Here is a 13,487-nt window from a genome sequence, read left to right on the forward strand (position 1 = left end):
TCGTCTTGCCATGGTCCACGTGACCGATCGTGCCCACGTTCACGTGGGGCTTGGTCCGCTCGAATTTTCCTTTTGCCATTTTTCCGACTCCGAAAAAAATCTATATCTACACAACAGGATCTCGGCGCAACCAGAACCGGACGCACCAGAAAGTGGTGCCCATGGCGGGAATCGGACCCGCGACCTCTCCCTTACCAAGGGAGTGCTCTACCACTGAGCCACATGGGCAATTGATACCGCTTGCACAGCACCAAAAATTTCTACTCAACAAACCAACGCAATGAACAATGGAGCGGGAGACGGGAATCGAACCCGCGTCATTAGCTTGGAAGGCTAGGGTTCTACCATTGAACTACTCCCGCGCAGACCACCGGTCTTTGCGAACTTGGCCTCATCTTGCACAGCCAAACGAAACTCTCAACACTGCTCACTCACTGGTGGAGGGGACTGGATTCGAACCAGTGTAGGCGTAAGCCAACAGATTTACAGTCTGCCCCCTTTAGCCACTCGGGCACCCCTCCGGAGAATTTCGAATTATAGCACCAATTTTTTGCGCGCTTAAAAAATAAACGCACTTGGCACCCATCACAAACACTGGCAATGCTTGCTGCTGCATCGTTCGTTGGCGCGGCTGGCGGGGATCGAACCCACGACCCTTGGCTTCGGAGGCCAATACTCTATCCACTGAGCTACAGCCGCACACCTCTGACTTACGTAGCCTTTGATTATTGCACGCGACGGGCTTCCAACCAAACAAAGCCCCAGCACTCAATCACGACAGGGGCGCATGGACTCCTTAGACCCGTCCAGCGACAAGCCCACCCCTTGCAGAAATGCATCCGAGCTCGTACCACCCACGCGAACGAGATCGAAGCCACCCTCATTGAGGATCCAGTTGCGAATCAATCCATCAAAAAGAGCGTGCAGGCTGATGGCCGCCTCCATGGCTGACATCGACAGCACCACCCCTTGCGACTCCGCCGCCAACGCAAAGTCACGCGCCAGCTGCTGGGTAAACCCCTCAGAGGCCGCCACATGGCGCTCACGCAAGCCCATCAGCTCGCTCACGTACTCCACCTTGTACAAAGCAATTTCGAAAACCCGGCGGGTGTGCTCGTCCGAGGCCACACTGCGAAATACCAGCGCCATTACCGCCCGCAGCCGCTGCACCGGATCAGCACCAGCACTGTCTTCAAAGCTGGCAAAGCCCTGTTCCAGCGGCAGCGTGACCCGATCCATCATGGCGCCGAACAGATCTACCTTGTCCTTGAAATGCCAGTAGATCGCACCACGGGTAGCCCCCGCAGCCTGTGCAATATCACTCAGCGACGCCCGGGACACCCCCTTCTCCCGAAACACCAATTCAGCCGCATCAATCAACCCGTTGCGGGTGGCGATTGCATCTTCTTTTGTCCGGCGCGCCATAGTCAAACACCTTGTTGAGTCTCCAAAACCCCTACAGCTGCGGAGGGGCATCTGTCGCAGTCAACAATTATACATTCATGTCTGTATGTATAATTTCCGATCAAACTGGCGGGACTTCGCGCGCAGCGCCCTGAGCCCGGCCTGGCCTTGTGGCTCCCTCCCTTTTCTGACGCACATCCAAAGGACTCCCATGCCCCAACTGCATGACGCATCCGGCACCCCGCAACTGCGTGCCGCCACCACCCGACGAGTGCTTTCGCTGGCCGCCATCAGCGCAGCGGTACTACTGGTATCCGCCTGCGGCAAGGCCGATGGACAGTCCGCCGGTGCGGGTGGCCCCAAGCCTCCGCCTGTCGAGGTGGGGGTGGTCACCGCCACCCCGGGCGACGTAGGACTGATCACCGAGCTGCCTGGCCGCGTGGAAGCATCGCGCGTGGCCCAGGTGCGCGCCCGGGCCGCAGGCATCCTCCAGCAGCGGGTGTTCAAGGAGGGCAGCGACGTCAAGGCGGGACAAGTGCTCTTCCGCATTGATCCCGCCCCCTACGCAGCAGCGGCAGAAAGTGCGCGCGCCAGCCTCGCGAAGGCACAGGCCAATCTGGCGCAGGCCAGCGCACAGGCAGAACGCTATCGCCCGCTGGTCGCCGCCAATGCCATCAGCAAACAGGACTTCGTGAACGCCGAAGCGGCCGAAAAACAAGCCCAGGCCGATGTGGCGGCCGCCAAGGCCGCAGTGCGCACCGCCGACATCAACCTCGGCTATGCCAGCGTGACCGCCCCCATCTCCGGCCGCATTGGCCGAGCGCTGGTCACGGAAGGCGCCCTGGTGGGCCAGGGCGAAGCGACCGCCTTGGCCGTGGTGCAGCAGATCGACCCGGTGTACGTCAATTTCACCCAATCGGCCGCAGACGTGTTCCAGCTGCGCCGTGCCATGGAAAGCGGGCAATTCAAGCGCGCGGGCGGCGGACAGGGGGCCAGCGTCAAGCTGGTGCTCAGCGATGGCTCTGAATACGCGCAAGCCGGCAAGCTGCTGTTCACAGATTTGTCGGTGGACTCCACCACCGGCCAGGTCACCCTGCGCGCCGAAGTGCCCAACCCCAAGGGCGAACTGCTGCCCGGCCTGTACCTGCGCGTGCGGATTGAACAGGCGCAGGCCAGCAACGCCATCACCCTGCCCCAGCAGGCTGTCACGCGGACCCAGCAGGGCGACACGGTCAGCGTGGTGGGCGAGGACGGCAAGGTGTCCCAACGCACCGTCAAGATCAGTGCCGCGCAGAACAACCGCTGGGTGGTGCTGGACGGGCTGAAGGCGGGAGAAAAAGTGATGGTGGACGGCTTCCAGAAGCTGCAGATGCTGCCTCCGGGAACCCCGGTCAAGCCCGTTCCATGGCAAGCGCCAGGCACGCCTGCGCCGGCAGCAGCGACAGCCTCCGCCCCCACCTCCGCAGAGGCACCGGCCGCACCGGCTTCGGCCGCATCCAAGCCATAAGGGGCAATCCAGCATGGCCAAATTTTTCATTGACCGCCCCATCTTTGCGTGGGTGATTGCGCTGTTCATCATGGTGATGGGCGGCGTGGCCATCACGCAGCTACCCATTGCTCAGTACCCGCCGGTGGCACCACCGTCCATCGTCATCAACGCGGCCTACCCCGGCGCGTCAGCGCAGACCCTCGAAGACAGCGTGCTGTCGGTGATCGAGCGCGAGATGAACGGATCCCCAGGGCTGATCTACATGGAGTCGGTGGCGCAAGCCGATGGTTCCGGCAGCATCACGCTGAGCTTCCAGCCTGGCACCAATGCCGACCTGGCACAGGTGGACGTGCAGAACCGGCTCTCGCGCGCCTCGCCGCGTCTGCCGTCTGCCGTGACGCAGCAGGGCGTACGCGTGGACAAATCGCGCTCCAACTTCCTGCTGTTCACCATGCTGTCGTCCACCAACCCGGCCACAGACACCGTGGCCCTGGGCGACTATGCCTCGCGCAACGTGGTGCCCGAACTGCAACGCCTCAAGGGCATTGGTCAGGCGCAACTGTTCGGCACCGAGCGGGCGATGCGCATCTGGATCGACCCGGCCAAGATGCTGAGCTACAACCTGTCAGCCGCCGAGATCACCGCTGCCATCCGCGCCCAGAACGCGCAGGTGGCCAGCGGCACCATTGGCGACCTGCCCAATGTTGCGGGCCAGGGCATTGCCGCCACTGTGGTGGTCAACGGGCAGCTGTCCAGCGTCGAGCAGTTCGGCAACATCGTGCTGCGTGCGAACACCGATGGTTCCACCGTGCGCATCAAGGATGTGGCGCGTGTGGAACTGGGCGGCCAGGCCTACGCCACCGCTGCGCGCCTGAACGGCAAGCCCGCCGTGGGCATCGGCGTTCAGCTGTCGCCCAGCGGCAATGCGCTGGAGGCAGCCAAGGATGTGCGCGCCAAGATGGACGAGCTGTCGCGCTACTTCCCCGAAGGCATGAGCTGGAGCATTCCGTATGACAGCTCGCGCTTCGTGGACATCTCCATCAAGCAGGTGGCCGAGACCCTGGTCGAGGCTGTGGTGCTGGTGTTCCTGGTGATGTTCCTGTTCCTGCAGAACTGGCGCTACACCATCATCCCGACCATCGTGGTGCCGATTGCGCTGCTGGGCACGTTTGCCACGCTGCTCGCGCTGGGCTTCTCGATCAACGTGCTGACGATGTTCGGCATGGTGCTGGTGATCGGTATCGTGGTGGACGATGCCATCGTGGTGGTGGAGAACGTCGAGCGCATCATGAGCGAAGAAGGCCTGTCTCCACTGGAAGCCACGCGCAAGGCCATGCGCCAGATCTCGGGCGCCATCATCGGCGTGACGGTGGTGCTGATCTCGGTGTTCGTGCCGCTGGCCTTTTTTGCAGGCTCCACCGGCAACATCTACCGCCAGTTCTCGGCGGTGATGGTGGCCTCCATCGGCTTCTCGGCCTTCATGGCACTATCGCTCACGCCAGCGCTGTGCGCCACCCTGCTCAAGCCCGTAGAGGCCGGGCACCACCACGAGAAGACCGGCTTCTTTGGCTGGTTCAATCGCGGCTTTTCGCGCACCGCCAAGGGCTATGAGGGTTTTGTGGCGCGCATCCTCCGTCGCGCTGCGCGTTACCTCGTGATCTACGCCGCCATCATTGGCGCCGTGGCGGTGGTCTACATGCGCCTGCCCACATCGTTCCTGCCCAGCGAGGACCAGGGCAACATCATCGTCAACGTGCAGCTGCCACCCGGCGCCACGCAAGAGCGGACGCTGGCCGTGATGGAGCAGGTCGAAGGCTTCATCCTGAAGCAGCCCGAAGTGCAGAGCATGGTGGGCGTGCTGGGCTTCAGCTTCTCCGGCCAGGGGCAGAACGCGGCCCTCGCGTTTGTGACCCTCAAGGACTGGAGCGAACGCCACGGCCCAGGCCAGTCGGCGCAGGACGTGGCCAACCGGGCCTTCGGTGCGCTGATGGGCATTCGCGATGCGTTCATCTTCCCGCTGAGCCCGCCACCCATTCCCGAGCTGGGCAACGCCAGCGGCTTCACGTTCCGCCTGCAAGACCGGGGCGGCGCAGGACACGAAGCCCTGGTGAAAGCCCGCAACCAGTTGCTGGGCATGGCCTCGCAGAGCAAGGTGCTGACGCAGTTGCGCCCTGATGGTCTGGAAGATGCGCCTCAGCTGCAAATCGACATTGACCGTGACAAGGCCAACGCGCTGGGCGTGCCCTTCGACGCCATCAACTCTGCGCTCTCCACAGCGCTGGGTTCCAGCTATGTGAACGACTTCCCCAACCAGGGCCGCCTGCAGCGGGTGGTGGTGCAAGCCGATGCGCCCGCACGCATGCAGCCTGACGATCTGCTGCAGATCAATGCCACCAACAGCCAGGGCAAACCGGTACCGCTGTCGGCGTTCGCGACGACGCGCTGGGTGACCGGCGCGCAGCAAACCGTGCGCTACAACGGCTACCCGGCCATGCGCATCTCCGGCTCGCCCGCCCCGGGCTACAGCACGGGGGCGGCGATGGCCGAGATGGAGAAGCTGGCAGGCCAACTGCCCCAAGGCTTTGGCTTTGAATGGACCGGCCAATCGCGCGAAGAAAAGCTGGCAGGGTCGCAGTCGCTCATCCTGTATAGCTTTGCCATCCTGGCGGTGTTCCTATGCCTGGCCGCGCTGTACGAGAGCTGGTCGATCCCGCTGGCCGTGATCCTGGTGGTGCCCCTGGGCGTGCTGGGCGTGCTGCTGGCCACGTTGCTGCGCGGCTATGCCAATGACGTGTACTTCCAGGTGGGCCTGATCACCATCATTGGCCTGTCGGCGAAAAACGCCATCCTGATCATCGAGTTCGCCAAGGACCTGCAGGCCCAAGGCAAGGGCGTGATCGAGTCGGCGCTGGCTGCCGCGCACCTGCGGTTCCGTCCTATCGTGATGACCTCGATGGCGTTCGGCTTGGGTGTTCTGCCACTGGTGGTTGCGTCGGGCGCAGGCTCTGCCAGCCAGCGGGCCATCGGCACTGGCGTGCTGGGTGGCATGGTCACCGGCACCGCCCTGGCCGTGTTCTTTGTGCCGGTGTTCTTTGTGGTGGTGCGCAGCCTGTTCAAGGGCAGCGCACGCCAGCAGGAAATGAACCGCCGCCATGCAGAAGAAGCAGGAGTTGGAACCCATGACTAATCACCGCCGTACTCCCCTGGCGCTGGCAGCGGCCGCAGCGGCGGCGCTGCTGGCGGGCTGCTCGTTCATTCCGACATACGAGCGTCCTCAGCCTCCCGTCCCTACCAATTACGCCGGCGCTGCAGCAACGACGGACGGCGCAGCGGTTCAGCCGGGCGCAACCGTGCCCTGGCAGAACTACTTTGCAGAGCCACGCCTGCAGCAGCTCATCGGCATTGCGCTCGCCAACAACCGCGACCTGCGGGTGGCCATGCTCAACATCGAGCAGGCTCGGGCCACCTACCAGGTGCGCCGCGCCGACCTGTACCCGGGCGTGGGCCTGGCGGCCAATGCCAGCCGGGCGCCCGCTGCGGGCACCGGCAACCTGACCAACTCGTTCAGCGTAGGCCTGGCCGTATCCGCCTGGGAGATCGACTTCTTTGGCCGCATTGCCAGCCTCAAGGAACAGGCGCTCGCCCAATATCTCGCCACCGAAGAAGGCCGCAACGCCGCCCAGGTGAGCCTGGTGGCGGCGGTGGCCAATGGCTGGCTGACGCTGCTGGCCGACGAGGAACTGCTAGACCTGTCACGCCAGACCCTTGCCTCACGCGAGGAGTCGGTGCGCCTGACCAAGATGCGCCTGGACGCGGGCGTGGCCTCCGAGCTCGACTTCCGCCAGGCAGAGTCGCTCACCCAGGCGGCCCGCGCCACGCTGGCACAGCAACAGCGCCAGCGCGCGCTCGACGAAAACGCGCTGGTCCTGCTGCTAGGCCAAGCACTGCCTCAGGACGTGCGCGCCAGTCTGGCGGGTGGCAAGCTGGCCGACGCGCCTGCGATGGCACCGCTGCCTGCTGGCGTGCCGTCAGAGCTGCTCACCCGCCGGCCGGACATCCGCCAGGCGGAGCAGCAGCTTATCGGAGCCAACGCCAACATCGGCGCAGCGCGGGCGGCGTTTTTCCCGCGCATCTCCCTGACAGCGCAGGCAGGCACCGCCAGCGGCGAGCTGTCCGGCCTGTTCAAGAACGGCTCCTGGGGCTTCACCATCGCGCCATCGCTGCTGTTGCCCATTTTTGACGCGGGCCGCAACCAGGCCAATCTGGACAGCGCCCGGGTCGGTCGAGAGATTGCCGTGGCGCAGTACGAAAAAGCCATCCAGACCGCGTTCCGCGAAGTCTCGGACGCGCTGGCCGGGCAAGCCACCCTGGGCGAACAGGCCCAGGCCCAGCAACAGCAGGCTCAGGCAGAAGCCGCGCGCCTGCAACTGGCCGACCTGCGATACCGCAACGGCGTGGCCAGCTATCTGGACCTGCTGGACGCACAACGCTCGCTGTTCACGGCCCAGCAGGCCGTGGTGCAGGTCCGGCTGGCGCAACTGCAAAACCAAGTGTCGCTGTACAAGGCACTGGGGGGCGGAGCACCCGACACCAGCGCCCAGGCCCCCTCCTGAAGCCCAGGGCTGAAGCGCGCGCAGCCCCCTGGGGCGCTGCGCGCGCTGGGGCAAACCCGTGGTTGTCTGCATCAAGCGGGGATCGGAATAACCATCCCCGCAGATATAATTTAAGGTTGATTACACCGAAGCCCCCGATACACCTGAGGACGACATGAGCGACAACCACCACGAAGAAGCCCATACCGGCCCGATCAAGAACCCCAAGCAGTTGCTGGTCGCGGTACTTTTCTCGTTTGTAGTTCCGATCTTTGCCATCATTGGCTTGGTCCTGTATGTGACGTCGGCGGACAAGCCCGCTGCCGGTGCCGTCAACCCCGAAAAGGCCATCGCCGAACGCATCCAGAAGATCGGCATGGTCGAAGTGCGCGACGCCAACCGCCCTCTCAAGAGTGGCGAAGAAGTCTTCAAGGCCCAGTGCTCGGCCTGCCATGCCTCCGGTGCTGCAGGTGCCCCCAAGTTTGGCGACGCAGCTGCCTGGGCTGCGCGCATTGGCACCGGGTTTGAAGCCCTGGTGCAGTCCGCCCTGAAGGGCAAGGGCGCCATGGCCCCCCAAGGCGGCGGCGACTTCAACGACACCGAAATCGCACGCGCCGTGGCCTACATGGCCAACGCCGGTGGCGCCAAGTTTGCCGAACCTGCTGCTCCCGCCGCTGCGGCCCCTGCCGCCCAGGCAGACGCAGCCCCCGCGGCCGCTCCTGCACCAGCACCTGCCGCAGCCCCTGCAGCGGCTGCGCCCGCTGTAGCGGTAGCTGCCGCACCTGCAGCCGCCGCAGCAGGCGCTGGCGAGGCTCTGTACAAGCAGGCGTGCCAGGTGTGCCACGCTGCCGGTGTGGCCGGTGCTCCCAAGTTTGGTGACAAGGCCGCTTGGGCCGCTCGCCTGCCCGCAGGCATCGATGCGCTGTACACCAGTGTCGCCAAGGGCAAGGGCGCCATGCCTCCCCGTGGTGGTACACAAGCCTCTGACGCTGATCTGCGCGCCGCTGTGGAGTTCATGGCAGCCGCCGCCAAGTAATGCAGCCCTTTTATCCCGCCCAGGCGGGGTAGAAACCCAAACCCAAAGCCGGTCCTTGCGACCGGCTTTGTCGTTTTAGAGCCTATCTCGCGCAGCGATGGGCAGCAGTCAGTGCCTGCAGCTCCCGGCGAAGGGCGGTGGGGGCGGAGCTTCAGTTCGGCTGCGACGCCCCGGCTTGCGACCTGGCACCCGGGCTGCAGACATACCCGTAGCGCGCCGGCAGGTCCTTCGCCTGCACGTCCTCGGGCGTCCAGCGCCCATCGGTCACCGCCTCTGCAGCCAGTGCCACGTCCAGCGTGTGGACCAGCCCGAGGCCCAGGTCTGTCTCCAGGTACACACGGCCCAGTTCGTCCAGCAGGCAGCGGCGCACCAACGCCTCCCGACCGGTGTGGCTGACGACGCTCAGGTCCTGCGGCTGCAGGCGCCAGACCCAGGGCGTGGCCTCCAGTTCCACATACACGCGCTGGGGGCCGTTCTGAAAGAACCACTGCCCCTGGTCGTCATGCTCGTAATTGCGCGCGATGAAAGCCAGCAACTTATCGTGCTGCAGCAGCGTGCCTTTGCTGTGCGGAAACGCGCCCGCCGCCTGCACGGCGTCGTCGCGCAGATACCAGTGGCCGCGCGCATCCAGGCCCAGCCAGCCATAGCAGTCGGGCACGTTGGGCCATTTGGCCAGTGCCTGTTTGACGATGTCATCCATGGGCGGATTGTGCGCCGTGCGGCGTCAGCGCCCCACTGTGCTCGGCCAGCCACCCTCCCACGGCGTCGGGCATGGCGCGCACATGCCCGGGTGGCAACCCACGCGGGAACCCCACATGGCCGCCGTGCGCCGGCTGCCAGAGCGTCACATGGCGCCCTACCTCGCGCACGCCCGGCAAGCTGCCGGCGGGCACAAAGGGGTCGTTGCGCGCGTTCACCACCAGGGCCGGAATGCGGATTCGGTGCAGCAGCGGCTTGGCCGACGCGCGCAGCCAGTAGTCCTCGGTGTTGCGAAACCCGTGGACCGGCGCTGTAAACACGTTGTCGAACGCGTACAGGTCCCGCGCGGCCAGCAGCGCCTGCCGGTCAAACAGCCCCGGGTGCTGGGCCAGCTTCTGCAGTGCCTTGGGCACCAGGGTGCGCATGAACATGCGGGTGTACACCAGCCGGTTGAAGCCACGCCCAATGGCATGGCCGCCCGCTGCAAGGTCGATGGGCGAGCACACGGCTGCCACCGCATCTGCGCTGCGCGCAGCGTCAGTGCCCACTTCGGCGGCCCAGCGCAGCAGGGCATTGCCGCCCAGTGACACCCCCACCGCCATCAGCGGCCCCTGGTGGCGCGCGCGCAGTTGCTGCAGCATCCAGCCGATCTCGGCATGGTCGCCCGAGTGGTAGGCGCGCGGGGCGCGGTTGATCTCGCCACTGCACCCCCGGAAGTGCGGCAGCGCGCAGGCCCAGCCGCGCTCACGGGCCAGGTCGGCAAAGGCTTCGCAGTAATGGCTGCGCGAAGAGCCTTCCAACCCGTGGAACACCACCAGCAGCGGCCGGGGAGCGTCAGCCGCCACTCCGTCCTGCAGATAGTCCACATCGACAAAATCTCCGTCGGGGGTGTCCCAGCGCTCGCGGCGGTACTCGGGACGCGGGCCGAACACCCGGCGCGCATACAGCGCGGGCCAGATCGTTTGCAACTGGCCACCGGGGAGCCAACGGGGCGCTATGTATTTCATAGCTGCCAGGGCATATGTTGTCGGCACATACGGCCAATTGGACCCAAAATCCTCACGCAGGGGCCTCTCAATGCAGAACGGGGCGCTGCGCCAGCACATCCACCTGGGCATCGGGCGCCACGCCCGGGCTGGCATGGTGGGCCACCAAGCGCCAGCCTTCGGGAGTCTTGTGGTACACGTTGGTGGCCATGACCACGGCCTGGTGCAGGCCGTCGGGCAGCATCACCTCGACCTGCTCGACCACGCTGTGCACGGCGCTCGACAGTGCCACCACGCGGTGCACCTGCGCAGGCCGGGCACGCACGGTGCCATGCGAGAACATCGCCTCGAACGCGGCACGGATGGCCACAGGCCCCAGCAGGCGCGGCCCCCCCGGATGCACGCAGACGATCTCGTCGTCGTCCGCCCAGCACGACATCAGCAGATCGATGTCACCGCGCTGCAGCGCCTCATAGAACGCGGATTCGGTTTCATCCGAAGAGCCACCCAGAGTGGCTGCTTTTGATCGGGCGCGGGGCATGTGGGTTCAGAGGGTAAGTGGGTTGGAATGGCGTGACAGGTGCAACGCGAGGCTGCTATTGTGCGGCGGCGGTGCAATGCCTTGCTGCGTACCGATTTTGTACGCGCTCTAGAGGTGCTCCCACGGCGACAAGTCCTCCCCAAATTTTGCTGTCTTGCGCATCGAGGTTTCTGGCACAGTCATCCCATTTCTCCCTCGGCGGACTCCACCATCATGATGATCCAACGTCTACTTGCCCTCCTCACCGTGCTCGCTGCCACACTCACACTCAGCGGCTGCGGCTACAACGACTTTCAGCGCCTGGACGAGCAGTCCAAGGCCGCCTGGAGCGAAGTGCTCAACCAGTACCAGCGCCGGGCCGACCTGGTGCCCAACATTGTTGCCACCGTCAAGGGCGAGGCCAACTTTGAGCAGGAGACGCTGACCAAGGTGGTCGAGGCCCGTGCCAAGGCCACGGCCATCCAGGTCACGCCCGAAACCCTGAACAACCCCGAGGCTTTCAGCAAGTTCCAGCAGGCCCAGGGCGAGCTGTCCAGCGCCTTGTCGCGCCTGATGGTCGTGTCCGAGCGCTACCCCACCCTGCAGGCCAACCAGGGCTTTCGCGACCTGCGGGTGACGCTGGAAGGCACCGAAAACCGCATCACCGTGGCCCGCAACCGCTACATCCAGACGGTGCAGGAGTACAACGTGCTGGCCCGTAGCTTCCCCACTAACCTCACAGCCATGGCCTTCAGCTACGCCCCCAAGCCCAGCTTTACCGTGGCCAACGAGGCCCAGATTGCCGTGCCGCCCTCGGTGGACTTCTCCGCATCCAAGGCCAAGCCCTGAACACCCCTTGCATGGCCTGATGTGAGCCAAAAATGCTGCTAGCGCCCATTCGACATGCCCTGATAGCTATATTTTTGATAGCTTCATGGCCCGTCTATGGCTGGGCCCAATCGCAGCCGCTGGCGGTGCCGCCGCTGACCGGCCACGTCATGGATCAGACAGGCACGCTCAGCGCCAGTGACATTCAGGCGCTGGAGGGCCAGTTGGTTGCGCTCGAAAAATCGCGCGGCTCGCAAGTCGTGGTGCTGATGGTGCCCACCACGGCACCGGAAGATATCGCCGCCTATGCCAACCGCGTCGGCAACCAGTGGAAGATCGGGCGCCGCGACGTGGGTGACGGCGTGCTGGTGGTGGTCGCCAAGAACGACCGCAAGATGCGCATTGAGGTCGCCAAATCGCTGGAAGGCGCCATCCCCGACATCGCAGCAGCACGCATCATTGACGGCGCGATGAAGCCTCGCTTTCAGCAAGGCGACTTTGCGGGAGGCCTCGGTGCAGCGATCACGCAGATCGGCGCGCGCATCGCTGGCGAAGCCCTTCCCGCCCCGGCCGAGACACCCTCCCCCACCGCTGGAGGCAGCAGTCACGGCCTGTTCGACTGGACGGACTTCGCCATCTTCCTGTTCTTTGGCGTCATGGTGGCCGGCCCGTTGGCACGCAGCCTGCTGGGGGCTGCGCTGGGCGGCCTGGCGGTGGGCGGCGGCGTGGGGGCCCTGGCGTTTGTGTTCACCTCCAGCCTGCTGCTGTCGGTGGGTGCGGGTGTGATTGCACTGCTCTACACCTGGCTGTTTGGCGGCAGCAGCGGCCCCATCAGCCTGGGGCATGGTGGCGGAGGCTCCGGGGGCTGGAGCGGCGGCAGTTCGGGCGGGTTCAGCAGCAGCAGTGACAGCGGCGGCTTCAGTTCGGGCGGCGGGGGCGATTTTGGCGGTGGCGGCGCATCGGGAGACTGGTGATGGGTGTTGAGAACAGCGAACGACCTGCGCACACGCTGTGGCGGGCCCTGTGGCGGCTGGTGCACCATCGCTGGCACGACGCGTTTGGCGGCTCCGCCATCCCGGCACCCGCGCTGCAGCGCCTGGGCGCGCAGGTGGCGGCCAGCGAGTTGCAACACACGGGGCAGATCCGCATCGTGGCCGAGGCGGGCCTGCCCTGGAGCTACCTGCGCCGCCACGCCCGAACGCGGGAACGCGCATTGATGCTCTTCAGCAAGCACCGCGTGTGGGACACCGAACACAACAACGGCGTGCTGATCTACCTGCTGATGCCCGAGCACGCGTTTGAGATCGTTGCCGACCGGGGCTTGGCACGCCAGGTCCCTCCTGAGGTGTGGCAGGAGATGGCGGCTCAGATGTCAGCCCAATTTCGGCAAGGGCATTACGAGGAAGGCCTGTCGCGGGCGGTGAGCGCTGTGGGCGCCCTGCTGATTCAGCACTTTCCACGCGCGGCGGATTCCCCCTCCCCCAACGAGTTGCCAGACGCACCGATCGTGCGCTGACGCGGGTTGGCGGGCGTCTGTCCCAACAGCGTACGAGCGGCGCATGCCGACACACCAAAGGCCACGATGACCGGGCTCCTTGCAGGCGAGGCCATTGGCGGTCGCAGCCCTCCTAACCCCCAGCCCCACGTACCTCGGTAGCCCTCTTGTCGGATGTCCTGCGGGGCACCGACTCTATGGTCTTGCACCGCCTCCGTATGGTCGGAACGCTGAACTTATCCAGGCGCCGGTCGTCCTGAATTTGCACCCGGGTTTTCCATGAAAGCCTAGCGGTTCCGACACCTTGTGGGACCCTAAGTCCTCGGGCGCTTTCATACATTCCCTCCATTGTTTCCAATACTGGAACAGTTAGTTCGCGACTCGGTGGTTTTTCTCTGCACCCCACCGGCGTACAGTTCATCCCATCGATGAGCCGAA

General features: G+C 65.0%; 11 protein-coding genes, 4 tRNA genes and 1 pseudogene. 7 read left to right on the forward strand and 9 right to left on the reverse strand.

Annotation, left to right across the window (positions count from 1 at the left end):
* From ACODSM_RS22290 to ACODSM_RS22315, 6 genes and pseudogenes are all read right to left on the reverse strand, one after another.
* Window positions 1–79, reverse strand: a pseudogene (locus ACODSM_RS22290) (GTP-binding protein); the annotation flags it as partial.
* Window positions 80–153: 74 nt separating this feature from the next.
* A tRNA-Thr gene (locus ACODSM_RS22295) sits at window positions 154–228 on the reverse strand.
* A gap of 60 nt (window positions 229–288) precedes the next feature.
* Window positions 289–362: transfer RNA gene (locus ACODSM_RS22300), tRNA-Gly, on the reverse strand.
* Between the two features lie 73 nt (window positions 363–435).
* Window positions 436–521, reverse strand: a tRNA-Tyr gene (locus ACODSM_RS22305).
* 102 nt (window positions 522–623) lie between these two features.
* Window positions 624–699 (reverse strand) — tRNA-Arg (locus ACODSM_RS22310).
* A 69-nt stretch (window positions 700–768) separates the two neighbouring features.
* Window positions 769–1,425, reverse strand: a complete 657-nt coding sequence (locus tag ACODSM_RS22315) for a TetR family transcriptional regulator (RefSeq protein ID WP_488806933.1) — start codon at window positions 1,423–1,425, stop codon at window positions 769–771.
* Between the two features lie 190 nt (window positions 1,426–1,615).
* Here ACODSM_RS22315 and ACODSM_RS22320 point away from each other — a divergent pair, with 190 nt between their 5' ends.
* The 4 genes from ACODSM_RS22320 (at window position 1,616) to ACODSM_RS22335 (ending at window position 8,521) form a co-directional block, all read left to right on the forward strand.
* Entirely contained in the window at window positions 1,616–2,911 is a 1,296-nt protein-coding gene (locus ACODSM_RS22320; RefSeq protein ID WP_488806934.1) for an efflux RND transporter periplasmic adaptor subunit, read from the forward strand.
* 13 nt (window positions 2,912–2,924) lie between these two features.
* Window positions 2,925–6,080 carry an efflux RND transporter permease subunit gene (locus ACODSM_RS22325; protein ID WP_015012227.1) on the forward strand — a complete coding sequence of 1,052 codons (3,156 nt, stop codon included), beginning with the start codon at window positions 2,925–2,927 and terminating at the stop codon, window positions 6,078–6,080.
* On the forward strand, window positions 6,073–7,506 hold the full coding sequence (locus ACODSM_RS22330) for an efflux transporter outer membrane subunit (protein WP_488806935.1): 1,434 nt from the start codon (window positions 6,073–6,075) through the stop codon (window positions 7,504–7,506). Before ACODSM_RS22325 ends, ACODSM_RS22330 begins: the two co-directional genes overlap by 8 nt.
* A 154-nt stretch (window positions 7,507–7,660) precedes the next feature.
* Window positions 7,661–8,521, forward strand: a complete 861-nt coding sequence (locus tag ACODSM_RS22335; protein ID WP_015012225.1) for a c-type cytochrome — start codon at window positions 7,661–7,663, stop codon at window positions 8,519–8,521.
* A gap of 151 nt (window positions 8,522–8,672) precedes the next feature.
* Here the strand turns inward: ACODSM_RS22335 and ACODSM_RS22340 are convergent, their stop codons facing one another.
* From ACODSM_RS22340 to ACODSM_RS22350, 3 genes are all read right to left on the reverse strand, one after another.
* Window positions 8,673–9,221, reverse strand: coding sequence for a DUF2946 family protein (locus ACODSM_RS22340; protein WP_422848461.1), 549 nt, complete (start codon window positions 9,219–9,221; stop codon window positions 8,673–8,675).
* Window positions 9,214–10,227, reverse strand: a complete 1,014-nt coding sequence (locus ACODSM_RS22345) for a YheT family hydrolase (RefSeq protein WP_488806936.1) — start codon at window positions 10,225–10,227, stop codon at window positions 9,214–9,216. The genes ACODSM_RS22340 and ACODSM_RS22345 overlap by 8 nt, the downstream gene beginning before the upstream one ends.
* 67 nt (window positions 10,228–10,294) lie before the next feature.
* Window positions 10,295–10,747, reverse strand: a complete 453-nt coding sequence (locus tag ACODSM_RS22350; protein ID WP_060987091.1) for a YybH family protein — start codon at window positions 10,745–10,747, stop codon at window positions 10,295–10,297.
* 216 nt (window positions 10,748–10,963) lie between these two features.
* Between ACODSM_RS22350 and ACODSM_RS22355 the strand changes: the two genes are divergently transcribed.
* The 3 genes from ACODSM_RS22355 to ACODSM_RS22365 are packed head-to-tail and all read left to right on the forward strand — an operon-like array spanning window position 10,964 to window position 13,070.
* Window positions 10,964–11,575, forward strand: a complete 612-nt coding sequence (locus ACODSM_RS22355) for a LemA family protein (RefSeq protein WP_488806939.1) — start codon at window positions 10,964–10,966, stop codon at window positions 11,573–11,575.
* 32 nt (window positions 11,576–11,607) lie between these two features.
* A complete protein-coding gene (locus ACODSM_RS22360) occupies window positions 11,608–12,528 on the forward strand; it encodes a TPM domain-containing protein (RefSeq protein WP_488806937.1) in 921 nt (306 codons plus the stop codon).
* Complete coding sequence (locus tag ACODSM_RS22365; protein ID WP_488806938.1) at window positions 12,528–13,070, forward strand: TPM domain-containing protein; 543 nt, start codon at window positions 12,528–12,530, stop codon at window positions 13,068–13,070. The genes ACODSM_RS22360 and ACODSM_RS22365 overlap by 1 nt, the downstream gene beginning before the upstream one ends.
* Window positions 13,071–13,487 lie beyond the last annotated feature (417 nt).

The sequence above is a fragment of the Acidovorax sp. FG42 genome (genome assembly GCF_057809195.1).

Coding starts and splice junctions, on each gene's coding strand:
- ACODSM_RS22315 (WP_488806933.1), bottom strand. CDS start 1,425: ATGGCGCGCCGGACAAAAGAAGATGCAATCGCCACCCGCAACGGGTTG.
- ACODSM_RS22320 (WP_488806934.1), top strand. CDS start 1,616: ATGCCCCAACTGCATGACGCATCCGGCACCCCGCAACTGCGTGCCGCC.
- ACODSM_RS22325 (WP_015012227.1), top strand. CDS start 2,925: ATGGCCAAATTTTTCATTGACCGCCCCATCTTTGCGTGGGTGATTGCG.
- ACODSM_RS22330 (WP_488806935.1), top strand. CDS start 6,073: ATGACTAATCACCGCCGTACTCCCCTGGCGCTGGCAGCGGCCGCAGCG.
- ACODSM_RS22335 (WP_015012225.1), top strand. CDS start 7,661: ATGAGCGACAACCACCACGAAGAAGCCCATACCGGCCCGATCAAGAAC.
- ACODSM_RS22340 (WP_422848461.1), bottom strand. CDS start 9,221: ATGGATGACATCGTCAAACAGGCACTGGCCAAATGGCCCAACGTGCCC.
- ACODSM_RS22345 (WP_488806936.1), bottom strand. CDS start 10,227: ATGAAATACATAGCGCCCCGTTGGCTCCCCGGTGGCCAGTTGCAAACG.
- ACODSM_RS22350 (WP_060987091.1), bottom strand. CDS start 10,747: ATGCCCCGCGCCCGATCAAAAGCAGCCACTCTGGGTGGCTCTTCGGAT.
- ACODSM_RS22355 (WP_488806939.1), top strand. CDS start 10,964: ATGATCCAACGTCTACTTGCCCTCCTCACCGTGCTCGCTGCCACACTC.
- ACODSM_RS22360 (WP_488806937.1), top strand. CDS start 11,608: ATGCTGCTAGCGCCCATTCGACATGCCCTGATAGCTATATTTTTGATA.
- ACODSM_RS22365 (WP_488806938.1), top strand. CDS start 12,528: ATGGGTGTTGAGAACAGCGAACGACCTGCGCACACGCTGTGGCGGGCC.